20 protein-coding genes are annotated in these 22,088 nt (G+C 63.6%); 4 read left to right on the forward strand and 16 right to left on the reverse strand.

The genetic code is table 11. The annotated features are described in order from the left end of the window. From HU144_RS02700 to HU144_RS02740, 9 genes are all read right to left on the reverse strand, one after another. Positions 1 to 603: a tripartite tricarboxylate transporter TctB family protein gene (locus HU144_RS02700; protein ID WP_235350024.1), complete on the reverse strand. Its 603-nt coding sequence runs from the start codon at positions 601 to 603 to the stop codon at positions 1 to 3. Next, the gene (locus tag HU144_RS02705) at positions 600 to 1,661 is read right to left on the reverse strand and encodes a Bug family tripartite tricarboxylate transporter substrate binding protein (protein ID WP_235350025.1); all 1,062 of its coding nucleotides are present in this window, start codon (positions 1,659 to 1,661) and stop codon (positions 600 to 602) included. Before HU144_RS02705 ends, HU144_RS02700 begins: the two co-directional genes overlap by 4 nt. 121 nt (positions 1,662 to 1,782) lie before the next feature. Further along, positions 1,783 to 3,036, reverse strand: a complete 1,254-nt coding sequence (locus tag HU144_RS02710) for a CaiB/BaiF CoA transferase family protein (protein ID WP_235350026.1) — start codon at positions 3,034 to 3,036, stop codon at positions 1,783 to 1,785. After that, complete coding sequence (locus HU144_RS02715) at positions 3,029 to 3,949, reverse strand: hydroxymethylglutaryl-CoA lyase (protein WP_235345503.1); 921 nt, start codon at positions 3,947 to 3,949, stop codon at positions 3,029 to 3,031. The genes HU144_RS02710 and HU144_RS02715 overlap by 8 nt, the downstream gene beginning before the upstream one ends. Positions 3,950 to 4,212: 263 nt before the next feature. Then, entirely contained in the window at positions 4,213 to 5,460 is a 1,248-nt protein-coding gene (locus tag HU144_RS02720; protein WP_204235522.1) for a CaiB/BaiF CoA transferase family protein, read from the reverse strand. Between the two features lie 418 nt (positions 5,461 to 5,878). Beyond that, a complete protein-coding gene (locus HU144_RS02725; protein ID WP_235350027.1) occupies positions 5,879 to 6,493 on the reverse strand; it encodes a hypothetical protein in 615 nt (204 codons plus the stop codon). Between the two features lie 15 nt (positions 6,494 to 6,508). Next, on the reverse strand, positions 6,509 to 7,360 hold the full coding sequence (locus HU144_RS02730; RefSeq protein WP_235350028.1) for a fumarylacetoacetate hydrolase family protein: 852 nt from the start codon (positions 7,358 to 7,360) through the stop codon (positions 6,509 to 6,511). 230 nt (positions 7,361 to 7,590) lie between these two features. After that, the gene (locus HU144_RS02735; protein WP_235350029.1) at positions 7,591 to 8,505 is read right to left on the reverse strand and encodes a universal stress protein; all 915 of its coding nucleotides are present in this window, start codon (positions 8,503 to 8,505) and stop codon (positions 7,591 to 7,593) included. Continuing rightward, positions 8,502 to 9,950 carry an APC family permease gene (locus tag HU144_RS02740; protein WP_235350030.1) on the reverse strand — a complete coding sequence of 483 codons (1,449 nt, stop codon included), beginning with the start codon at positions 9,948 to 9,950 and terminating at the stop codon, positions 8,502 to 8,504. Before HU144_RS02740 ends, HU144_RS02735 begins: the two co-directional genes overlap by 4 nt. 324 nt (positions 9,951 to 10,274) lie before the next feature. Here HU144_RS02740 and HU144_RS02745 point away from each other — a divergent pair, with 324 nt between their 5' ends. The 3 genes from HU144_RS02745 to HU144_RS02755 all read left to right on the forward strand — a co-directional run bounded on the left by HU144_RS02745 (position 10,275) and on the right by HU144_RS02755 (position 12,341). Next, positions 10,275 to 10,646 carry an ArsR/SmtB family transcription factor gene (locus HU144_RS02745; RefSeq protein WP_235350031.1) on the forward strand — a complete coding sequence of 124 codons (372 nt, stop codon included), beginning with the start codon at positions 10,275 to 10,277 and terminating at the stop codon, positions 10,644 to 10,646. Between the two features lies 1 nt (position 10,647). Next, entirely contained in the window at positions 10,648 to 11,145 is a 498-nt protein-coding gene (locus HU144_RS02750) for an SRPBCC family protein (protein ID WP_235350032.1), read from the forward strand. A gap of 71 nt (positions 11,146 to 11,216) precedes the next feature. After that, positions 11,217 to 12,341 (forward strand): PLP-dependent cysteine synthase family protein, encoded by a 1,125-nt coding sequence (locus tag HU144_RS02755; protein ID WP_235352643.1) that lies wholly within the window; start codon positions 11,217 to 11,219, stop codon positions 12,339 to 12,341. A gap of 23 nt (positions 12,342 to 12,364) precedes the next feature. On the opposite strand, the gene HU144_RS02760 is transcribed toward HU144_RS02755, so the two are convergent. Genes HU144_RS02760 through HU144_RS02785 form a run of 6 tightly spaced genes read right to left on the reverse strand, consistent with a single transcriptional unit; the run spans position 12,365 to position 20,070 of the window. After that, a complete protein-coding gene (locus tag HU144_RS02760) occupies positions 12,365 to 13,096 on the reverse strand; it encodes a GntR family transcriptional regulator (protein ID WP_235350033.1) in 732 nt (243 codons plus the stop codon). Continuing rightward, positions 13,089 to 14,786 carry a dipeptide ABC transporter ATP-binding protein gene (locus HU144_RS02765; protein ID WP_235350034.1) on the reverse strand — a complete coding sequence of 566 codons (1,698 nt, stop codon included), beginning with the start codon at positions 14,784 to 14,786 and terminating at the stop codon, positions 13,089 to 13,091. The genes HU144_RS02760 and HU144_RS02765 overlap by 8 nt, the downstream gene beginning before the upstream one ends. Then, entirely contained in the window at positions 14,786 to 16,591 is a 1,806-nt protein-coding gene (locus HU144_RS02770; RefSeq protein ID WP_235350035.1) for a gamma-glutamyltransferase family protein, read from the reverse strand. Before HU144_RS02770 ends, HU144_RS02765 begins: the two co-directional genes overlap by 1 nt. A gap of 1 nt (position 16,592) precedes the next feature. Beyond that, positions 16,593 to 17,507 carry an ABC transporter permease gene (locus tag HU144_RS02775; RefSeq protein ID WP_235350036.1) on the reverse strand — a complete coding sequence of 305 codons (915 nt, stop codon included), beginning with the start codon at positions 17,505 to 17,507 and terminating at the stop codon, positions 16,593 to 16,595. Beyond that, a complete protein-coding gene (locus HU144_RS02780; RefSeq protein WP_235350037.1) occupies positions 17,504 to 18,460 on the reverse strand; it encodes an ABC transporter permease in 957 nt (318 codons plus the stop codon). Before HU144_RS02780 ends, HU144_RS02775 begins: the two co-directional genes overlap by 4 nt. Then, entirely contained in the window at positions 18,457 to 20,070 is a 1,614-nt protein-coding gene (locus tag HU144_RS02785; protein ID WP_235350038.1) for an ABC transporter substrate-binding protein, read from the reverse strand. The genes HU144_RS02780 and HU144_RS02785 overlap by 4 nt, the downstream gene beginning before the upstream one ends. Positions 20,071 to 20,267: 197 nt before the next feature. Here HU144_RS02785 and HU144_RS02790 point away from each other — a divergent pair, with 197 nt between their 5' ends. Next, the gene (locus HU144_RS02790) at positions 20,268 to 20,963 is read left to right on the forward strand and encodes a YoaK family protein (RefSeq protein WP_235350039.1); all 696 of its coding nucleotides are present in this window, start codon (positions 20,268 to 20,270) and stop codon (positions 20,961 to 20,963) included. Between the two features lie 38 nt (positions 20,964 to 21,001). Here the strand turns inward: HU144_RS02790 and HU144_RS19340 are convergent, their stop codons facing one another. Further along, positions 21,002 to 22,039 (reverse strand): FUSC family protein, encoded by a 1,038-nt coding sequence (locus tag HU144_RS19340; protein ID WP_235350040.1) that lies wholly within the window; start codon positions 22,037 to 22,039, stop codon positions 21,002 to 21,004. Positions 22,040 to 22,088 lie beyond the last annotated feature (49 nt).

Consider the following 22,088-nt stretch of genomic DNA (forward strand, 5'->3'; position numbering starts at 1 on the left):
CTATCCCAGGATTCCGACGGGCAGGTACACGCCCAGCCCGTAGACGAATGCGACGTAGATGATGACGGCGAAGAGTACCGAGAAGATGAGGTTGCGTACCCATCGGTGCGGGGCATAGATGCTGGTCATCGTCATCAAGAAGGCCGCCGTGGCGAGCAGGAAGCCGACCGGGATGAGGATTCCGAGGTAGATGAAGAAGAGCGCGAACTGCAGCACGACCTGCTTCGACTTCGGTTCATCGGGAGCATCGATGACGATGCCCTCAGGCTCGACGTCCACCACCCCCTCGGACGCGTCAGTGCTGGCCCCGCCGTTGGCGATGCCAGCAGAGGCGGCCCCGCCGCTGACCGAGGCACTGCCAGCCGAGGCGGCCCCAGCTGGGACCACCTCGGCGAGCTTCCGACTCCGGTACAGAGCCTGTCCGAGAAGGAAGAGGCCGAGCACGATGAGCGCGATGCCCACGATCGCGGGGAAGGTCGCCGGCGTGACGATGTTCTTCGTGCCCTGGATCCAGAAGGTCGCAGTGTAGTAGACCGCGCCCACGAGCGTGACGGCGATGCCGGTGATGACATCACCCCTCAGCGCCGGAGTCAGCGTGCTCATTTGCTGTTGCCCAGATCGGTCTCTTTGACGCCCTCCTCAACGGTGGCGGCTGTGTCTTCGGCATACTTCTTGGCTTCCTCGCCGGTGAGGAATTCGGGCGCCCACTGGTTCTTGTCCAAGGTGTCCTTCCAGGTCTTCGTCTCGCTGACCTCTTCAAGCGTCTTGGCCCAGTAGTCGACGGCTTCCTGTGGCATGTCGGCCGGGCCGTAGACTCCGCGCCAGTTGCCAAGGGTCACGTCGTAACCGGAATCCGCAGCCGTGGGAACCGAGTCGTATGGGGCCTGCAGCGGCTCCTTTGCGAAGGTCACAAGTGGTTTGATGTCACCGGATTCCAGCACGGAGCGGAACTCGCTCAGCCCGGCGACGGCGACCTTCGCATCACCATTGAGCATGGCGGTGGTCTGCTCGCCGCCGCCTTCGTAGTTGACGAAGTTGATATCGGCCGGGTCGACTCCGGCTTCCTTGGCGAACAGTGCGAACGGCAGCGTGTCATCGCCGGATGCGGCCACAGTGACCTTCTGCGGGTCCTTCTTCAGCGCCTTGACCAGGTCCTCGACCGATTTGATGTCACCCTTGTCCGGGGAGACGACCATGAAGTCCTCAACGTACATGGTGGCGATGAGGGTGGTGTCCGCAGGGCCGAATTCGCAGAGTCCGCGAGCCTTCATCGTCTGGCTGGCCAGCGAGGTGATCGCGATCTGGTCGTCCTTGCCCTTCTCCTGCTGCATCATCGATGTCATCCACATGCAGCCCGTACCGCCGGGCTTGTTCTGGACCGGCAGCGGGGAAGAGACGATCTTCTCCTTCTGCAGAGCTTCCACCAGGGCACGCGCGGTGGTGTCCCACCCGGAGCCGGGTTCAGATGGGACGTTGACCGTGACCGGGCCCTTCGGGTAGTCGCTGCCCTCCCCCGGCGCCTGTGCCTTGTTGCCGCACCCCGTGGCGACGAGTGCCAGTGAGGCAAGCACCGCACCGACTGTGAGTGCGGGCTTCACCGCCCGATTCTTCCGACTCGCCGAGGTGGCCCGTCCTTGTCCTGTGATCGCCGTTGACCGCATTGCTTCTCCTTCGAATGCAACTGATATCTGCTGTTGTGGATTGTCTGTGCCGGTGGTCCCGGAAGTGCTGGTGAGGCCGAAAGTTCTGGTGAGGCCTGGGACGAGCCCGGGCACCGGGGTGTTACTGAGACTGTGTCTTCGATTCGCCGACATCGGCGTCGACGGGTTCGACTCTCGGATCCGACTCGAGGCCGGCCTTCCGCGCCGAGGCTTCGGCTGGACCATCCCGGTAGCGGGCGTTGTGCTCACCAGGTGTGGGCACATCGCTGCGCAGCCCCAATCGCCGACCGCCGAAGGTCAGCGGCAGCAGGGGAACATCGACTTGGTCTCCGCTGGGCAGGCCGGTGCTGGCCAGAGCCCCGGAGGCGACGAGGTGGGCGTCGGTGGTGAGGTCGGCGGGGGTATTCACCGGGGCGACCGGCAGTCCGCGCCGGGTGCACTTCTCCTCGATCTGAGCGAGGTCGAGCTGGGACAAGGCTGCCTGCAGCTCGCGGTGGATGCGATCGCGTTGATCGACGCGTCCCTGGTTCGTCTCGAGGTCCTGATCACCGGCCAGCTGTGTCAGGTCGAACTCGTCGCAGAGGTCATGCCATTGACCATCGCTGACGGCTGCGACGAAGATCTGGTCATCGTGCCTGTCGCGGAAGATGTCGTAGACGGCCCAGGTGGCTCGACGAGTGGGCATCGGACGCAGCGGTTCCCCGCTGAGTTGAGCCTGGGCCATGTGTGTGCCGACGAGGAAGGCGTTGTTCTCGAACAGGGCGGAGTTGATGACCTGTCCCTCGCCTGTGCGTTCGCGCACGCGCAGTGCCGAGAGCACGCCGATGACCCCGAACATTCCGCCCATGATGTCGTTGACGCTGGCTCCGGCGCGCAGCGGCTGTCCGGGCGGGCCGGTCATATAGGCAAGGCCGCCGAGCATCTGCACAACCTCGTCGAGGGCGGTGCGCTGGCCGTAGGGTCCGGCCAGGAACCCCTTGAGCGAGCAGTAGATGAGGCGCGGATTGCGCTTGGCGAGTTCCTCGTAGCCGTAGCCCATGGATTCCATCTTCCCGACCCGAAAGTTCTCGAGGAGAACATCGGCGGAATCGATGAGGGACAGAGCGACGTCACGGTCGGCCGCCTCGGCGATGTCGAGCTGGACGGACTGCTTGTTGCGGTTGAAGGCGGGGAACAGCCCGGACCCCGAGCCGGGCAGGTAACGGGTCTTGTCCCCGGCGCCGCGCGGTTCGACCTTGATCACCTCGGCGCCCAGATCGGCGAGGATCATCCCGCAGCTGGGACCCATGACCATATGGGAGAACTCGATGACGCGGATGCCCGCCAGCGGCAGTTCCTCCGCGCCGACGGTCGAGGATTCGCCCTGCTCAAGCATGGTAGGCCGCCGGAACAGCGGGGATCGCAGACAGACTCGACGTCAGCTCGTGGCCGACCGCTGCCGTCAGCGGTTCCCTGACTGCCGAGAGAGCGTCAACGTCGACTCCGGTGGCCACGCCTTCACGGTGCAGGAGGTGAACAAGGTCGTCGGTGCCGATGTTGCCGGCCGCACCCGGGGCAAAGGGACAGCCGCCCAGGCCGCCCATGGCCGCATCGAAATTCGAGATTCCCAGGTCGAGGGCCGCGATGACATTGGCCATTCCGAAGTTGTACGTGTCGTGCAGATGCAGGCTCACCGGTCTGTCCGGGAAGGCCTCCAAGACCGCCGAGGTGTTCCTGGACACCAACGATGGGTTGGCGTTTCCGATCGTGTCGGCGACCCCGATGCCGTGTGCCCCGGCTTCGACGAAGGGACGCAGAACCTCGACGAGGTGGCCGGCGTCGGTGATGCCGTCGAAGGGGCAGATGAAGCTGACCGCGGTGGTGATGTCGAAGCGCACACCGTTGTCACGGGCGAAGGTCGCGGCCTCGAGGAGACGCTGCGTGGCCTGGGCGATCGGGGCATCGGAGTTCGCCTGGGAATGGCCCTCGGAGGCGGAGAGGACGAGCTTGATGTTCTTCGCTCCGGCGTCGACGGCGCGTTGGGCGCCCTTGAGGTTGAACACCAGGGTGAAGAAGTCGATGCCCTCGGCCTCATACGGCTGGAGGCGCTGCAGGACCTCGCCGGTGTCGGCCATCTGCGGGACCTTCTTCGGATTGACGAACGATCCGACCTCGATCTCCTTCAGCCCCGCGGCGATGAGCTGCTGGCCCAGAGCGACCTTGGCGTCGGTGGGCACGATGGCGTCTTCGATCTGCAGACCGTCACGCAGCGTGGTGTCGAGAATCGTGACCGATGTTGGCCGAACCATGGTGAGAGCTCCTTCATTGATCTGCCTCATTCCCGGAGACCGGGACGAGAGCGGCACCACGCTCCTTTGCGTGTTGCCGTCTGCACCCAACATAGCCGTTCCCCACATCCCTGCGGTGAGCGCGGACGCGAAATGCTCGCTATATGAGAAGCGGCAAAGAAGTGAAGACAATCACTCCCATTAAATGGGACGAAGGATCTCGACAGTTCGGACGTGGGTGTTCGGTTCCGGCTTGAGGCGCCGCCCAATGCTGTTGTGTTTGTTCAGTCGCGCTCGGGCAGCTGTCCGCCGAGCTGCTCGAGCACCTCGTCGGTGTGCTCACCCAGGTCCGGGCCGAGGTGGTCGATCGGGATCGAGGAGCCGCCGATGACCGGGGTGATTCCCGGGAAGGCCACGTCGGGCAGCGTCTCTTCACCGGTCGAGACATCGAGATGTTGGATCATGCCGCGTGCGGCGAGCTGCTCGTCGGCCACAAGATCCTCTGCGGTGTAGATCGGCCCGGCGGGAACTCCGGCGGTCTCCAAAGTGTCGACAACCTCGGTGACATCGCGCTTCTCACACCAGTCGCCGATGGCTTCGTCGAGTTCCTCACGCCGATCCCAGCGACCGGCGTTGGTCTGCAGATCGGGATCCTCGCCCAGGTCCGGACGGTCAACGGCCTCCATGAGTCGCTTGTAGATTCCGTCGCCGTTGCCGGCGATGACCACGGATTTTCCGCCGGCGCAGAGGTAGCCGTTCGACGGGGCGATGCCCTCCATCCGGCCGCCGGTGCGAGTGCGCGTCTCACCGAATGCGGAGTAGTCGGGGACGAGGGATTCCATGACGGAGAACATGGCTTCGTTCAGTGCGACGTCGACGGTGCGATCGGCCAGGGACGCCCTGCCTTCGAAGCTGTGATCGGAGCCGGTAACAGCCTCGGCGGCACCGGCGATCTTCTGGCGCTGTCGATCGAAGAGCATCATCACCGCACCGAATGCGGCCTGCATACCGGCGATGGAGTCGCCGATCGAGATGCCCACGCGCACCGGCGGCCGGTCGGGGTCGCCGACGAGTTCGCGGAATCCGGAATAGCCTTCGGCGACGGCGGCGAATCCGGGACGCTCGGACATGGGCCCTGTCTGGCCGAAGGCAGAGATGCGCACGAGGATGATGTCGGGGTTGGCCTCTTCGAGGACATCGGGTCCGAGACCCCACTTCTCGATGGTTCCGGGGCGGAAGTTCTCCAGCACGATGTCGCTGCGACGCACGAGCTCGAGAGCCGAGGCCCTGCCTTCCTCTGAGCGAAGGTCGAGGACGACGGACTTCTTGTTGCGGTTGATGGTCCGGTAGAGCATTGAGGTGGTGCCCTGCTTGAGGCGCCAGTTGCGGAGCTCGTCACCCGTGCCGGGGCGCTCGATCTTGATGACCTCTGCACCGAAGTCGGCAAGCATGCGCCCGGTGGTGGGTGCCGCGATGTAGTTGCCGAGTTCGAGGACTCGCACACCGCTGAGTGGAAGACGACGTGCTGTCATGTCGATGCTCCTGTTCGTCGATCGGGCTCGGATCTGTCTACCGGACTGCGCCGGTCGATGCCGTACCGGTCTGTTCCGGTTTCTGTCTTTCTGCAATGGTGCCAGGTCAGCAAGATCAACAGCGACATTTCGAAATTCAGGACGCCCTCGGGTCGACGAATCCAGCGTCCATCCACTGACGGGGAGTAGTGACGGGAGGACTGACGGGAGGTGGAATCGATGACCCTATCTTGTTGAAACGTCATTCACCGCGACGGTTATCTCCGAGCTTCCTGTGAAGATCGGCGGGAAATGAACAGCCTCTGAGACTTGAGCCAATTTCACGCAATTTCCCTTGTTCCCCCTTGTGGCAGGACTGTTGATGTTTAAGACTGGCAACCAAGCCGCAAGACGCGGCCGTATGCCATCAACCAAGGAGCTAAACATGTCGGAAAACTTTGGACAGGACAACGAGAACTTCGGCGGCGGCGACCAGGAGCAGCAGGGCGGCGGCTTCGGTGGCGGCCAGGAACAGGGCGGCCAGCAGCAGGGTAACCAGCAGCAGGGTGGCGACCAGGGCGGCTTCGGCGGCGACAACGAGCGTAGCGAAGGTGGCCAGGGCGGACAGCAGTCCGAGCAGGGCGGCTTCGGCGGCGGAAACGAGCAGGGCAGCCAGTCCCAGGGCGGCCAGGAATCCGGCGGCTTCGGCGGCGGCGACAACGAGCGCAGCGAAGGCGGCCAGGGCGGACAGCAGTCCGAGCAGGGCGGCTTCGGCGGCGGAAACGAAGGCAACCAGGGCGGACAGCAGTCCGGTGGCCAGGAACAGGGCGGCTTCGGCGGCAACGAAGGCAACCAGGGTGGCGGCGACCAGCAGGGTGGCGGCTTCGGCGGCGACAACGAGCAGGGTAGCCAGCAGCAGGGTGGCGGAGACTTCGGCGGAAACGAAGGCGGCCAGGAACAGGGCGGCTTCGACCAGCAGCGCTGATTCCCTCAGCCTCACGCAGTAACTGAAGAGGGGCGGTTCTCCCGATCGGGAGTACCGCCCCTCTTTCATGCTTCTAGGCTGTCGTCACCCGGTGACGGCCACCGCCTGGCGGTGGCGACCGAGGCCGTCGATCTCCATCTCAACGACATCGCCATCGGTCAGGAACGGGAACTTCCCCGACATCGCCACGCCCTGAGGTGTGCCGGTCAGGATCACGTCTCCGGGCTCGAAGGGCATCGTCTGGCTGAGCTGATAGATGATCTGCCCGACGTCGAAGATCAGGTCGCTCGTCGACGAATCCTGACGAACCTCGCCATTGACCCAGCTGCGCAGCTGCAGGGACCCGGGGTCCACCTCGGCGGCGGGCCTGATCCAGGGACCCAGTGGAGTGAAGCCGGGAAGGTTCTTCCCCTTCGACCACTGGCCGCCGGATTCCTCGATCTGGAACCTGCGTTCGGACAGGTCGTTGGCCAGCACATAGCCGGCCACGTGCGAATATGCTTCCTTAGCCGAGGCGACCCTGAAGGCCCGGGTGCCGATGACCAGTCCCAACTCGACCTCCCAGTCGGCCTTCGTGGCATAGGGCGGCAGCTCGAGTCGGTCGTAGGGCCCGGCAATCGTCGAGGGCATTTTGAAGAAGACGACAGGCGCCTCGGGCGGCTCCGCCCCTGCCTCTCGAGCATGCGCTGCGTAGTTCATGCCCACGCACACCACGGCCGAGGGGCGCGAGAGGGGCGCTCCGATGCGCAGGCCCTCCGCTCCGTCGAGGGGCTCGAGGCCGCCGTCGTCCAGGGCGGCGCGGACCCTGCCGATGCCGTCCTCGGCGAAGAACTCTGGGTTGATGTCGGTGGTCAGGGGGCGCAGATCGTAGTGGACGTCGTCGTCACGCACTACCGGGATCTCGTGGCCGATGGGGCCCAAACGCAGCAATTCCATACGGTTCCTTCCATGTTCGACAGACTCCCGCATCCGGCCGTCGTTGGACGGACGCGCTATGTGAGTCTGTGGCACCACGGTAGCGGCGTCTCACATCCTAGGTTGGAATCGTTCAAGTATTGGATGTCTGTTTTGTGGAACATCGCACAATCTCTTCCGCACTGCGGAATTGCGGCCTGCCAACCCTTTCGACGCTGTACTTGTCCTTATCGCGGCCTACTCCCCGGCTGTCAGACGACCGCTGCCGTGTAGTCGGATTTGGCCCGCCGGGGGACGACGACGATGGGCACCGGGGAGTGCTGCAGGATCCGCATGGCGTGACTGCCCAGCGATACGCGCTTGATCGCACCGAGACCGGAGGAGCCGAGCATCATGGCTTCGGGATCTTCCCACTCCACTGCAGTCAGCGCACTGGCCCAGTCGGGTCCTGTCCCGATGGCCACGTCGGTCTCGCCGGGTTTGATGTGGAGATGATCGATCGAGCACAGTATCTCGTCGGTGTCTCGCCGGATCACGTTGGCCCATTCGTCGATGACGCTCGATTCGACGTCGAGTCCCACGCCAGCCGCCGAGATCACCCTCGATCGGGGAGCGAACGAGGCGATGCGGAAGGAGACGCCGGACTCGGCAGAGACCACTGCGGCACCGAGGATGAGATCTGCCGAGGTGGACGAACCGCTGTATGCGGCGGTGATCCTCCGCAGTCGAGCGCCCGGTGCGGCCCGGTATCCGACCGGGGCCAGTGCCACCGGCAGGCTGGCACTGTGCAGCAGTCCGGTGGAGACGGACCCCAGCGCGATCTGCCCTGGCTTCCCATCGTCCGCGGGGCCCACGACGAGGCGGAAGGCGTTCTCCTTCTGGCACATCTCAAGCAGTCCACGTCGCGATGAACGGGCACTGTGGATGACGCATTCGGACTCGATGTCATCGGGAAGGAGCACCCGAACCTCGTCCAGGGCAGCCTCGGCGACGCTGCGGAGTTTCTTCTGGTATTCGCTTTCGAACAGCACGGGACTCATCGGCCAGGCGGCGGAATCGATGGCCGCTGTGACGAGCCGGTGCCCGTAGGACCGGGCGAGCACGATTCCCAACTCAACTGCTGGTCGGTTGTCCTGACCTGGTGCGATGCCGACGACGATGCTCATTGCGTCCCTCCTGTGGAACCAGTTCCGTCAATGCTGTCTTGTGCTGCTCGCTGCTTGCCGAGCACCGAGGATCTGCGGCCGAAGACGGCGTACAGGCCGAGGACGACCGCGGTCCAGATGAGGAAGACGACGATCGTGATGGGCTGCAGGTTGCTGATGATCCACAGGCATCCGATGATCGCGAGCACCGGCAGGACCGGGTAGAAGGGCACCTTGAAGCCGCGCTCGAGGTTGGGTTCGCGCACGCGCAGGATGATGACGGCCAGGGACACGACGACGAAGGCGACGAGGGTTCCGATGCTCGTCATCTCGGCCAGGAAGTTCAGTGGGATGAAGCCGGCCAGGATGGCGATGACCACGGTCACGACGATCGTGCCTTTGACCGGGGTGAGCGTGCGAGGATTGACCTCGCCGAAGAGCTTGGGCATCATCCCGTCGCGCGACATCGTGAACAAGATGCGGGTCTGGCCGTAGATCGAGACGAGGGTGACGGAGAAGATCGAGATCACGGCACCGGCGGCGACAACGGTGCCGGGCCACTGGGCGCCGACGATGTTTTCGAGAATCGCCGACAGCCCGGCCGTCTGCCCTTCGAACTCCTGCCAGGGCTGAGCAGACAGGGCCGCAACGGCCACCAGCACGTAGACGGTGGTGACGATGATGAGGGCGGCGATGAGCGCCCGGGGCATGGTCCTCTTCGGGTTCTTCGTCTCATCGCCGGCCGTAGCCACGGCGTCCATGCCGACGTAGCTGAAGAAGATCAGACCGGAGCCGGCCACCACCCCGGAGAAGCCGAAGGGGGCGAAATCGGCGAAGTTGTCGACATTCCAGCCGGTGACTCCGACAAGTACGAAGAAGAGGAGGACTCCGATCTTCGTGCACACCATGATGGTGTTGATGACGACCGATTCGCCGGTGCCGCGAACCAGCAGGAAGCAGCACATGGCCAGCAGCAGGATCGCCGGAAGGTTGACGATTCCACCCTCCTCCGGGGCGTAGGCCAGGGCGTGTGGGATCTCGAATCCGAAGAGGTTGAACAGCAGCTGATTGACGTACTGCGACCAGCCGACGGCGACGGCGGCACCTGCGACCCCGTATTCGAGGAGCAGACAGGCCGCGACCCCCATGGCCGGCAGCTCGCCGAGCGTCGCATAGGCGTAGGAATAGGACGAACCGGAGACGGGCACGCTGCCGGCGAGCTCCGCATAGCAGATCACCGCGAGGCCGGCGACGAGACCGGCAATCACGAAGGACCAGATGACTGCCGGTCCTGCGACGGGCACGGATTCCGACAGGATGAAGAAGATGCCGGTGCCGATGGTCGACCCGACGCCGATCATGGTCAGCGAGAACAGACCGATTGTGCGCTTGAGATCGCTCTCCGTCTCCTCGCCCTGCTGCGGCACGGGTTTCACTCGGAACAGCTGTTGTCGCAAAGTTGCCATTGTCTTTCCCCAGACGTCGTCGTCTTTCCAGCAGATCAGTGCCAGCACCGTCGATTGTCAACGTTGACCGTCGGCCCGGATTCGGCACTGTGGATACTGCGACCATACGACAGTCTTGCCGCGCCGAGGTGATGCTGAGTGGAAATCATGACTTCGGAATCGGTTGTCGAAGCCAAATCGCAATGAAACCGGAACGCGTTCACCCCTATTCAGACGCCGACTCCGAGTCCTGCGAAAAACTTATTCAACCTAAGGGTTGAATAATGGGTCGCATCGTCTTAGAGTCGTATACAACCAAATGGTTGAATACAGGATGGAGGTTCAGTGGCAGACCAACTGACACAGGTGTTCGCAGCCCTGGCCGACCCAACTCGACGAGACATGGTTGCCAGGCTGTCCATCGCCGACGCCACGGTCAACGAACTCGCCGAACCCTATGAGGTCAGCGTCCAGGCCGTGTCGAAACATCTCAAAGTGCTCGAGGATTCAGGACTGGTCACTCGCACCCGTGAGGCCCAGCGCAGACCAGTCCACCTCGAAGACAATGTGTTCGATCTGATGACGAAATGGATCGAGAGATACCAGCGCCAAGCCGAAGAACGCTACCAACGCCTCGACGCAGTTCTGGAAACTATGGACGCGGACGAGGACTCCCCCACCTCAGACCACAGAGACACATCACGCAAAGGAGCATGACATGACCACCACGAACGACACCGACTACTCGACTCTGAAACTCGACGTCCCGGAGGGAACCCAGACCGTCTCGATCACTCGCGACTTCGCGGCCACCCCGGACAAGGTGTTCCGGGCACACACCGACCCAGAACTCTTCGGCAAATGGTGTGGGCCCGACACGATCACGAACACGATCCGCGAATGGGACGCGCAGACCGGCGGGAAATGGAGCTACGTCTCGACCGATGACAACGGTGAGTACGGCTTCTTCGGATCCTTCCACGAGGTGAGGGAGAACGAGCGCATCGTCCAGACCTTCACCTTCGAAGGTTTCCCTGATGCCGTGAACCTCGAGATCCTCACGCTCACCAACCTCGGCGATGGGCGGACCCGCCTGCAGTCGACATCGGTCTTCGACTCCCTCGAATCTCGCGACGGAATGGTCGCCTCAGGCATGGAGCACGGAATTCGCGAAGGCTACGACAAACTCGAGAAGATGCTCGCAGAAGGTGAATGAGCGCTGACAGCGCCGGACCATTCAGCGCCGGCGCTGTCGCATCGTCTCGGGTATCCCATAAGCTCAAGGACATGACTGACTCTCACGATCACACGAGCGTGCCTGCCGAAGAGGATACCGACCGCTACGATCCCGAGGCCCGCCAGTGGCTGGCCGGAGCCATCGGAGCGGTGAAGTCAGATGCCAACAGATCCTCGGACACGCACCTGCTGCACGTGCCGCTGCCTTCTGCCTGGGGAATCGACCTCTATCTCAAAGACGAGTCAAGCCATCCCACCGGGTCGCTCAAACACCGCTTGGCCCGCTCGCTCTTCCTCCACGCACTGTGCAACGGATGGATTCGCCCCGGTCGCCCGGTCGTAGAGGCGTCGAGCGGATCGACCGCGGTCTCCGAGGCGTATTTCGCCCAGCTCATCGGCGTCCCGTTCATTGCAGTCATGGCTCGGTCGACGAGCGCCCAGAAGATCTCCCTCATCGAGTTCTACGGCGGCACCTGCCATTTCGTCGACAATGCCAACGAGGTCTACACAGTCGCCGCTGATCTGGCTGCGGAGTCCGGCGGTCACTACATGGACCAGTTCACCTATGCCGAACGAGCCACGGACTGGCGCGGCAACAACAATATCGCCGAGTCGATCTTCGATCAGATGTCGAGTGAGACCTATCCTGAACCGTCCTGGATCATCGCCACCGCCGGCACGGGCGGCACCTCGGCGACCCTGGCCAGATACGTTCGCTACACCGGCCGGGCCACCGGCATCTGTGTGGCCGATCCTGACAATTCAGCCTTCTTCGCCGGATGGCGCGACCATGATCCGGCGGCGACGACCGATCAGGGATCCCGGATCGAGGGCATCGGACGACAGCGGGTCGAGGCGAGCTTCATCCCTTCGAGCATCGATCGGATGATGCATGTTCCAGATGCTGCCGCCATCGCCTCCATCCAACTGCTGGAGAAACTGATGGGGCGTCGCGCCGGGGCCTCGACCGGCACCGGCCTGTGGGCCGCATTCCGCATCGTGTCGCAGATGAAGGCGGCCGGGCAGAGGGGAAGTCTGGTGTCGCTGATCTGCGACCCCGGCGAGCGCTACCTCGACAAGTACTATTCGCCGGAATGGCTCGCAGAGGCAGGGATCGACACGATTCCCTACCGGGAACGCCTCTCGGAATTCATTGCCAGCGGTCGCCTTGGCTGAACTCGGCTAGGCGTGTTGAGCCGTTAGGCAGGCCTGTCGGCCATCATGGCGAAGTACGAGTCTCGGCTGCGACGGACGTGCTGACCCATCACCTCGGCGGCCCTGGACTCCTGTCCGGCGTCGATGGCCGCGATGATGTCGCGATGCTCGGGCCACGCCTGCGGTCCTCGGCGTGTGACGTTGAGGGAGTAGAGCCATTCGATCTTGCCCGAGATCTGGCGCAGGAGGCTGACGAAGGAGAGGCTGCCGCTGAGTTCGGCGACTGCGAAGTGGAAGCGCATGTTGAGCACCGCGAGATCTTCGTAGCGTTCCTGCCCGATGACGATGTCACCGGCGGCGAGGATCTCGTTGATCTCCTTGCGAATCATCCGCCAACGCTCGTCCGGGGCCTCACCGTTGCTCTGCTGCGCTGCGCGCTTCGCGGCTCTTTTGGCGGTCGCGGATTCCAGGACGATGCGAATCTCGAACAGATCCTCAGCGTCCTCGATCGGTGACGGGGCGACCATGCTGCCGCTGTAGGGCCGAGACTCGACGAGCCCCTCGGACTCGAGAGAGCGCAGCGCCTCTCGAATCGGGATCCGCGAGACGTCGTACTGCTTCGCCAGGGCCGCCTCGCGGAGCTTGCCGCCGGGCGGATGCACGCCTGTGATGATGTCGTGGCGGATCTTCGCCCCGACCGCGATGCTGTTCGAGGTCGAAGCCGCACTCGGCTTCGCGGTCGAACTCGACCGCGAGAGAGAACCGGACTCAGGCACTGAGCAGCCCGGAACCGGGCACAGCGGCCAACAGCTTCTGCGTGTACTCTGCGACTGGACGATCGATGACATCTCTCGTCGCGCCCGCCTCGACGACCTCTCCGTTCTTCATCACTACAACATCGTCTGCCAAGTTCGCGACAACTGCAAGATCGTGCGTGATGAACAGGCAGCTCACGCCGAGTCCTGACTGCAGCTGACGGAGAAGTTCGAGAATCTGCTCCTGCACCAGGACATCGAGTGCCGACACGGCTTCGTCGCAGATGAGCAGCTCAGGTTCGCTGATCAGCGCTCGCGCGATCGCCACCCTCTGTCGCTGTCCACCGGAGAGATCAGCCGGTCGACGCTCAAGCATCGACGTGGGCAGAGCCACTTGGTCGAGCACCTCGGCGACCTTGCCCTTCCTCTCGGCTCGTGTACCGATCTTGAAGACGTCGAGGGGTTCAGCGATGATCCGCTCGATGCCCCACATCGGGTTGAGCGAGGAGAACGGGTCCTGGAACACCGGCTGGCTGAAGCGACGCAGCATGCTGCGCTCGGCGCGTGAGGTGGCATCGACGTTCCGGCCGCCCGCCAGGACCTCCCCGCTGGTGGCCTTTTCCAGTCCGAGCACGATCTTCGCGATGGTGGACTTTCCCGAACCGGATTCGCCGATCACTGCCGTCGTCTGTCCGCGCTTGGCCGTGAAGCTCACACCATTGAGTGCGTGGACCTCTTTGCCGCGGCCGCGCAGCTTGTAGATCTTGTGCAGATCGTTGACTTCGAGAACATTCGCCGAGGTGGCACTACTCTCAACCGTGTCATCGCTGGCTGCCGCGGCAGTTGAGGCAGCTGAGGCAGCTGGGTCAGGTTCCTTCCCGTTCGTCGGGCTCACCTCTCGCTCGACCACAATGCTGGGCGCGGCTTTGACCAGGGCCTTCGTGTACTCGTCCTGAGGATTTCCGAGCACCTGCTGCGGTGTCCCGCGTTCGACGACGCGGCCTTCGTTCATGACGAGGATGGTGTCCGTCCGCTCCCCAGCGACGCCGAGGTCGTGAGTGACGAAGAGCAGCGAGGTTCCTCGCTCGGTGACGAGTTTCTGCAGATGATCGAGGATCTGCTTCTGCACCGTCACGTCGAGAGCTGATGTCGGCTCGTCGGCGATGATGAGATCGGGTTCGCCGGACAGGGCGATCGCGATGAGGATCCTCTGCCGCATACCACCGGAGAATTCGTGCGGATAAGACCGTCGCCGGTTCTCCGCGTCAGGGATTCCCGCTTCCGTCATCAGCCGCACGACATTGCGGGTCACCTCGGCGGAATTCGACATTCCGTATGTCTGCAGAGCGTCGGCGATCTGGTCGCCCACGCGCATGCTCGGGTTGAGACTGGCCATGGGATCCTGCGGCACCAAGGCAATCGAACGGCCCCGAAGAGTTTGGAGTCGCTGACGATCGGCGTGGACGAGGTCCTCACCGCGGTACTTCACGGAGCCGGAGCTGACATGGCCTGCCCCCGGAAGGAGTCCGAGGACCGCGCTGATCGTCGTCGACTTGCCGGAACCTGACTGACCGACGAGTGCCAAACGCTCCCCCGGTGCCAGTGTGAAGCCCACATCGTGGAGTACCGGGTTCTCGTAGGAGACTTCGAGGCCGGAGACCTCGAGGACGAATTCTGACGGTTTCACACCGCCGCTGGTCGCAGTACTCATCATCTGCCTGCCGCGTAACCCTGGGCACCGCGCGGGTTCGCCCCCGCGGTGACGCGACCGGTTGCAGGATCCCGGGTCACGCAGGAGAGCCTGCCCAGTTCCCAGTCGCCGGTCTTGGTCACGACGTGGCCGCGTGCGATCAGCCCGTTGATGACATCCTCGCCGAGGCGGTCCTCGACGACAGCTCCGCCGGGGACCCAGGTGCGCGGCCAGAACGATCCCGCCAAGGCGGTGGTGTGCAGCGCGGGAGCATCGATCGCCTGCTGGGGCGCGTAGCCGCCGATGAGCATGCGCAGAATCATCAGCAGCTGCCACTGTTCCTGCTGGTCACCGCCGGGCGAACCGAGGGCGATGATCGGCTGACCGTCCTTGGAGATCAGAGTCGGAGTCAGCGTGGTGCGCGGGCGTTTCCCGGGGGTCAGCGCCGAGGGAGCTGTTTCGTCAAGCCACATCATCTGCAGACGAGTGCCCAGGCAGAATCCGAGCTCGGGGACGACCGGCGAGGACTGCAGCCATCCACCGGAGGGTGTGGCTGAGATGATGTTGCCCCACCGGTCGACGACGTCGATGTGGCAGGTGTCGCCGTTGTTGACGCCGTTCTTCTGCACGGTCGGCTCGCCGATGCCCGCCTTGGCCAAGGCTTCCTTGTCCGCGCCCTCGAGCACGAGCGGCGGCGTGAAGGTCGAGACAGAACCTGCCCGGTTCGTGCCGGGTCGGAACTCGAGGGAGGCAACATCTGTGATGAGGTCCCGGCGGCTGGCGGCGTACTCGTCGCTGAGCAGCCAGTCGAGGTCGACATCTCCGTCCCCGTAGTAGGTGTCGCGGTCGGCCATCGCGAGTTTGAGTGCCTCGAGGATCGTATGCGCACCGATCTCGGTCGAGGGATCGAGCCGGTCGTCGTCGAAGCCCTCGAGGATCTTCAGCGTCTGGAGCAGCACCGGGCCCTGCCCCCAGGCTCCGATCTTCGCAATCGAGTAGCCGCGGAAATCGACGGACACAGGTGTCTCGAAATGTGCGTCGAATCCGGCGAAGTCGGCGGCTGTCATCACTCCGGCGTGGTCACCTCCGGTCGAGTGCCGATGCGGGGTCGAGATGAACTTCTCGACCGCCTCGGCGACGAAGCCGGACTTCCATTCCTGACGTGCCGCAGCAACTCTGGCAGCGCGCCCTTCCGCACCGTCACCTGCAGCGATGAGCTTCCTCAGGACCTCGGCATAGGGGCGGTTGTAGATGAGATCACCGATCTTCGGGATCTGACCCTCTGGCATCCACTGGGCCGCAGACGTGGGCCAGTGTTCGGTGAAGAGCTCGCGTACGCGTTCGATGGTGCCCACGACTCGACCGAGGACGGGGTGCCCGTTCTCGGCGTAGTCGATGGCGAAATCGAGGACGTCGGCGAGCTCCCAAGAGCCGTGATGCTCGAGCAGATTGAGCCAGGAGTCGACGGCCCCGGGCACCGCAGAGGCGAGTGCCCCGGCGCCGGGGACCATGTCGAGTCCCTCATTGCGGTAGTGCTCGATGGTGGCAGCTGCCGGTGCCGGACCCTGCCCCATCATGATCTGCGGGTTCGCCGGGTCCTCGGCGGTGGCGAAGACTCCTGTCATGTCACCGCCGGGACCGTTGAGGTGGGGTTCGACCACGTGGAGGAGAAAGGCTCCGGCCACGGCCGCATCGAAGGCGTTGCCGCCCCGTTCGAGCACAGCCTGTGAAGCAGCAGTGGCCAGCCAGTGGGTGGAGGCGGCCATTCCGAAGTGGCCCTCCAGGGTGGGCCGGGTGGTGAAAGCTGCGGGTGGGGTGAACGACATATCAGTGTCCCTTCTTCGAATTGGGGTCGAGGGCGTCGCGCAGGGCGTCCCCGAAGAGGTTGAAGGCCAAGCAGATGACCAGGATCGCCAGCCCGGGGAACAGCGCGGTCGACGGTGCACGGAAGATGTACTGCTGCGCGTCGGAGAGCATGATGCCCAGGCTGGGTGAGGGCGGCTGGATACCCAGGCCGAGGAAGGAGAGGATCGATTCTCCGATCACGGCGGTGGGAATGATGACGGTGGCCTGTACGATGATCGCCGAAGCGATGTTGGGCAGGATATGCATGCCCAGAATACGTGTCTTCGACGCGTCAGTGGCGATCGCGGCCTTGACGAAGTCGGCAGATTTCAGCCGCATCGTCTCACCTCTGACCACTCTGATCATCGTGGGCACCTGGGAGATGCCCAACGCGATCGCGGCATTGGCCAGGCTGGGCCCGGAAATGGCTGCCAGCCCGACGGCGATGATGAGGAACGGAAACGCCAGGGTGACATCAGTCAGTCGGGAGATGACCGCGTCGAGGCCCCGGAAGTATCCGGCCAAGAGGCCCAGAGGTGTGCCGACGATGACGGCCAGCGCAACTGCCAGGAGCCCCACCTGGAGCGAGGCGCGAACACCGAATGCGAGCCTGGAGAGAACGTCTCTGCCGAGGTCGTCGGTGCCGAGGACGAAGCCGATCGTGCCCGGCACTTGAAATGGAGCGTGGAAGTTCGTCTGTGCGAATCCATAGGGAGCGATGAGTGGTGCGAAGATTCCGACGAGCACCACGATGGCGACCATGACGGATCCGATGAGCCCCATCGGGTTGGACAGGATGGAGCGCAGCAGCCACCAGGCCCGGTTGTTCGAGGCGTGGAATTCGGGGTCGAGCCCCTGCGTGTTCTTGTCGGTGTTCGTGACGATTGGGGTGGTCATGAGGCGTCCTCGCTGACTCGGATCTGTGGGTTGATGACCGAATAGAGGATGTCGACGGCCAAGTTGATGAGAATGTAGGAGGCCGTGATCACGAGGACAACCGCTTGGATGACCGGATAGTCGCGGGAGAATACCGCATCGAGGGTGAGTTTGCCGATCCCTGGCAGGGCGAAGATCCTCTCCGTGACCACTGCACCCGAGATCAGGCCACCCAGCTGCAGACCGATGATCGTGACGAGGACGATGAGTGAGTTGCGCAGTCCGTATCGGAAGAGGACCCGCGGTCTGGACAGTCCCTTGGCTCGTGCCATGCGCACATAGTCGGTGCCCATGCTCTCGATCATCGAGGCCCTGGTCTGCCTGGTGATGACCGCGGCCAGGCTGGTACCCAGGATCACGGCGGGCAGGGTGAGGTAGTAGATGCCGCGGATCGGGTCGGAGAGGACGTCGACGTACCCCGAGGCAGGGAACCATCCGAGAGTGACGGCCAGTACCATGATCGCGAGGAGGCCGAGCCAGAAGTTCGGAACCGACAGGCCGAGGAGAGCGAGGAAGTTGCTGCCCAGCTCCGGCCACTTTCCGCGGAAGCGTTCTGCGACCATGCCCAGGGTGATGCCGACGATGACGGCGACGAGGATCGCGTACAGCGACAGCCATAGGGTCACTGGCAGGGTGGTCGCAATCATCTCGGTCACGGCCAAGCCTGTCCGCGTGGATTCGCCGAGGTCGCCGGTGACGATATCGCCCAAGAACTTGACGAACTGGACGAGCAGAGGCTGGTCGAGCCCGAGGTCGGCGCGGATCGCGTCGAGTCGTTCAGGGGTCGCCTCTTCACCGGCCATGGCCAGAGCTGGGTCGCCCGGGAGCATGCGCACACCGAAGAAGATGACGATGCCTGAGAGTACGAAGGTGATGATGGCGTGGAAGATCTTGGTGAGCACGTATCGAGTCATCGCTGAGCGTCCTTCTTCAGAAATCCGGCTTCGGAGAGATGGACGACGCCGTCGGAGAACACATCGATGCCGGACACATCATCGGTGTAGGCCGTGAGGTTCTTCTGTCGGTAGAGATAGATGATCGAGTTGAGTTCGCCGGTCCGCTGTGAGGCTTCACCGTAGAGCTTCTTGCGCTCATCCATGTCTGTGGATTCACTGGCTCGGGTGAGCAGATTGCTGAGTGTGTCGTCATCGACTCCTGTGACGTTGTTGCCGGCACCCGGATAATGGAAGGTGTAGAGGTTTCCGTGCGGATCGACGCGTCCGGACCAGCCCAGTTGGAGGAGCTCGTAGTCGCCGCGGTCCTGGGCATCGAGCAGGGCCGTGTATTCCATCGGCTGGACCGTGATGTCGAAGCCTGCTTCCTTGGTGGCGGCCTGAACAGCCTGAGCGAAGCGAAGTGTGTCCTGAGTGTTCGAGACCTTCATATTCACCTTGAGCGGAAGCTCGACTCCGGCATCCTCGAGAAGCTTCTTCGCGCCAGCTGGATCGTAGTCGACGCACTCGTCGCTCGCCTTGGTTGCGAAGGGACTGTCCGGAGAGATGCCGGAGCAAGCCGGTGAGAACCATCCGTTGAATACGGTGTTGACCAATGCCTTGCGATCGAAGGCCATCGACAGTGCCTTGCGCACCTTCGGGTCCTGGCCCAGTGGCGTCTCGAAGTTCTCCGGATTGTCACCGAAGCCCATGTTCACGGTCAGTCCTTGATATCCCAGAGAGTTCGACTGCAGGAGTCCGATTCCGGATTCCTCTTTGAGAGCGTCGACGTCCTGCGGGGAGATCGTGTCCGCGACCTGCACATCGCCGGAGCGGATGTTCGCGGCACGAATGTTTGCATCCGACATGATCTGATAGGTGATCGAGTCGAGGTGAACCTTGTCGGCGTCGTAGTAGTTGGGGTCCTTGACGACCTTGATCGACGTCTGCGCGATGCGCTTCTCGAACTTGAACGGCCCTACGCACACCGGGTGGTCGCCGAAGTCCTCACCCGCCTCGTCCAGGGCCGCTGGCGACATGATCATCCCGGCGCGATCGGCCAGGGCCGCGGTGAATGGCGCGAAGGGTTCGTCGAAGGTGACCTCGACGGTCTGATCGTCAATGGCGGTCACATCGTTGATCGGGCCGAGTTCTGCAGAGCGGGATGACTCTTCGAGGTTGAGCCCGCGTTCGATGGTCGTCTTGACCGCCTCGGCGTCGAAGTCGGTGCCGTCGGCGAATCGCACACCGTCCCTGACCGGGATGCGCACGGTCTTTCCGTCCTTGGAGACATCCGGCAGCGAGGTTGCGAGCATCGGTGTGATCTCACCGTTCGCATCGATGTCGTAGAGCTTCTGGCACATCGTCTGCATCACGTATCGGGTGTAGAGAGAGGAGGATGTCGTCGGGTCGAGGCGATCCGGTTCCGAAGACAGCGCCATGACGAGATCTCCGCCTCCTTCGAAGGCACCGGCGTCGGCATCGACCGACTTCACGTCGGGTCTCTCGGGTGGTTCGCCGAGCGGTTGGACCGGCGTGCACCCGGCCAGCAGGACGACGCCGGCAAGCACCGCCATTATCCGTTTCTTCACGCGCACTCCTGTGTGAGCATCTCATCAAAAATCAATATTTGCATACAATCTATCCCGTGCTTATTGTTTTGTATACAAACTTTCAGTAAATATCGAATCCTGGGATCACGAGCAACCCCGAGGCTGCTCGTCGCCCGGGAACCACTCGAGTTCTGAGACCACCAGGGTTCGCAGGCGAGCTCGATGAAAGGGACGCAATGACACGTCGACTCGACTTGGCCATGCTGCTCGTACTGACATTCTCAACCGGAATGGTCGACGCGATCGGCTACCTGGGCTTCGATAAGGTCTTCACCGGAAACATGACGGGCAACGTCGTCATCCTCGGCATGGGCCTAGCCGGAGCTGAGGACACTCCGGTCCTGCGGCCCGCCTTAGCCCTCGTGTTCTTCATGGTGGGGGCGGCCCTGGGCGGGCGCATCCTCGGCCGCATCGGTGAGGACTGGCACGTGCGCACCACGATCATCTACGCCGGAGTGGCCGTCGGCTGTGCGGGCCTGGCCGTCTATGTCGCACTCATGCCCAACCCCGAGGTGGGCCTGGCCGGAACCATCTTCACCTCGGCACTCTCGGCCCTGATGGGCGCACAAGCCGCTGCGGCCCGGCGGATGAAGATCGCCGACGTCACCACCGTCGTCGTCACCTCGACGATCGTCGGCTTGGCATCTGATTCGCGGCTGGCCGGTGGCGACAGCGTCCGCTGGATCCGCCGAGCTCTGGCCGTCCTTCTCATCCTGATCGGTGCCATCGCCGGTGCCGCCACGTTGATGATCAATCAGTGGATCGGCATCGCCTTCGTCGCTGCGGCGATCGCCGTCGTGACCGTCATCGGTCACCGTGGGGCAAAGAAGCGGGCCCTCGTCGAGGCGGCCGCCTCCCCCGCGCACGCCTGATCAATCAGGTCGACTGAGAGCTCAGGTCGACTGGGCACTCAGGTCGACTGAGGTTTGGCCAATTCCCGTTCCCGCGCCCGCTGCTTGCGCGTGGTGAGCAGGATGACGAAGAAGGCGATGACCGCACCGATCGTCGTCTCAAGAGCACGGTCGGCGACGAGACTCCCGGCTGGTCCGGGTGCGACGAATTCGGTCATCATCAACGCCACGGGTGTCATGAAGATCAGCGCGATGCTGTAGTGGCTGATGACGAAGACCTCGCCGAGGAACTGCAGGACCGCGATCAGGATGGCAAGGCTCAGCGGCGGCCATTCGACGGTGAGCAGGGCAGCAGTGAGCAGGACTCCCGCGTATGTGCCGATGATGCGGTAGACGGCGCGGACCAGCCCACCGGAAGCGCCGACTGCAGAGATGGGTGCAGCGGCCGCGACCATGGCCCAGTAGTGATGCCCCAGACCGGACATCACCCCGATCGAACCGGCCAATCCGAGGGCGACGAAATAGCGTCCGGCCTGAGCAGAGATCCGCGACCACGGCGGCAGCGGGGTCTCCGCGAGCTGTCGATCCGGTTCGGTTCGGCGTGCCCAGAGTCGACCCATGAAGCCGAGGATGAGAGCGACACCGACGCTTGCGACACCGGTGACCGCAGCCTCCCAGAGCTGTCCCGCGAAGGGTGCCGAGGCTGTGGCCATGAACGCGAAGATGTAGAAGAGGGGCCCAGAAGGGCGCAGTCGGAGGACGTCGGCGACGATCGACAGGACTCCAGCCATGAGTGTGCCGATACCCACGAGCGGCCAGCCGTTGATTCCGAGGCCGCCGCAGATGACGCCGCCGACGATGCTCAGGCTCATGAGCAGTCCGGCGAGGCTCTGGTGCTTCAGCCGCAGCCAGTGGGGTTCGACTCGGCCGAAGACACCGGTGAGTGCGCCGAAGACGGCGAAGATGGTGAGGTCGGTACGGCCGATGAGGACGAGCACGATGAGTGGAATGCCGATGCCCGCTGCGACCCTCAGAGCTGGGGTGCGGTGTCCGCGAGGGGAAGGAATGCGGAAGAAGTCGCGGGCATAGGTCTTCACAGTGTTCGGGTGCCTCCTGGGCTGAGGTGCTGATGGTCGCTGGTGCTGC

The organism is Brevibacterium sp. UCMA 11752 (assembly GCF_021532235.1).
Classification (GTDB): Bacteria; Actinomycetota; Actinomycetes; order Actinomycetales; family Brevibacteriaceae; genus Brevibacterium; species Brevibacterium antiquum.

What these genes read in the sequence shown, in the direction of transcription:
- HU144_RS02735 (WP_235350029.1), bottom strand. Translation starts at nt 8,505, where the DNA reads ATGAGCATCGTCGTCGGCATCGCACCAGGTCAGGACAACCGACCAGCA.
- HU144_RS02750 (WP_235350032.1), top strand. Translation starts at nt 10,648, where the DNA reads ATGACCACCACGAACGACACCGACTACTCGACTCTGAAACTCGACGTC.
- HU144_RS02790 (WP_235350039.1), top strand. Translation starts at nt 20,268, where the DNA reads ATGACACGTCGACTCGACTTGGCCATGCTGCTCGTACTGACATTCTCA.
- HU144_RS02700 (WP_235350024.1), bottom strand. Translation starts at nt 603, where the DNA reads ATGAGCACGCTGACTCCGGCGCTGAGGGGTGATGTCATCACCGGCATC.
- HU144_RS02775 (WP_235350036.1), bottom strand. Translation starts at nt 17,507, where the DNA reads ATGACCACCCCAATCGTCACGAACACCGACAAGAACACGCAGGGGCTC.
- HU144_RS02765 (WP_235350034.1), bottom strand. Translation starts at nt 14,786, where the DNA reads ATGAGTACTGCGACCAGCGGCGGTGTGAAACCGTCAGAATTCGTCCTC.
- HU144_RS02720 (WP_204235522.1), bottom strand. Translation starts at nt 5,460, where the DNA reads ATGACAGCACGTCGTCTTCCACTCAGCGGTGTGCGAGTCCTCGAACTC.
- HU144_RS02755 (WP_235352643.1), top strand. Translation starts at nt 11,217, where the DNA reads ATGACTGACTCTCACGATCACACGAGCGTGCCTGCCGAAGAGGATACC.
- HU144_RS02725 (WP_235350027.1), bottom strand. Translation starts at nt 6,493, where the DNA reads ATGAAAGAGGGGCGGTACTCCCGATCGGGAGAACCGCCCCTCTTCAGT.
- HU144_RS02705 (WP_235350025.1), bottom strand. Translation starts at nt 1,661, where the DNA reads ATGCGGTCAACGGCGATCACAGGACAAGGACGGGCCACCTCGGCGAGT.
- HU144_RS02730 (WP_235350028.1), bottom strand. Translation starts at nt 7,360, where the DNA reads ATGGAATTGCTGCGTTTGGGCCCCATCGGCCACGAGATCCCGGTAGTG.
- HU144_RS02770 (WP_235350035.1), bottom strand. Translation starts at nt 16,591, where the DNA reads ATGTCGTTCACCCCACCCGCAGCTTTCACCACCCGGCCCACCCTGGAG.
- HU144_RS02710 (WP_235350026.1), bottom strand. Translation starts at nt 3,036, where the DNA reads ATGCTTGAGCAGGGCGAATCCTCGACCGTCGGCGCGGAGGAACTGCCG.
- HU144_RS02715 (WP_235345503.1), bottom strand. Translation starts at nt 3,949, where the DNA reads ATGGTTCGGCCAACATCGGTCACGATTCTCGACACCACGCTGCGTGAC.
- HU144_RS02740 (WP_235350030.1), bottom strand. Translation starts at nt 9,950, where the DNA reads ATGGCAACTTTGCGACAACAGCTGTTCCGAGTGAAACCCGTGCCGCAG.
- HU144_RS02780 (WP_235350037.1), bottom strand. Translation starts at nt 18,460, where the DNA reads ATGACTCGATACGTGCTCACCAAGATCTTCCACGCCATCATCACCTTC.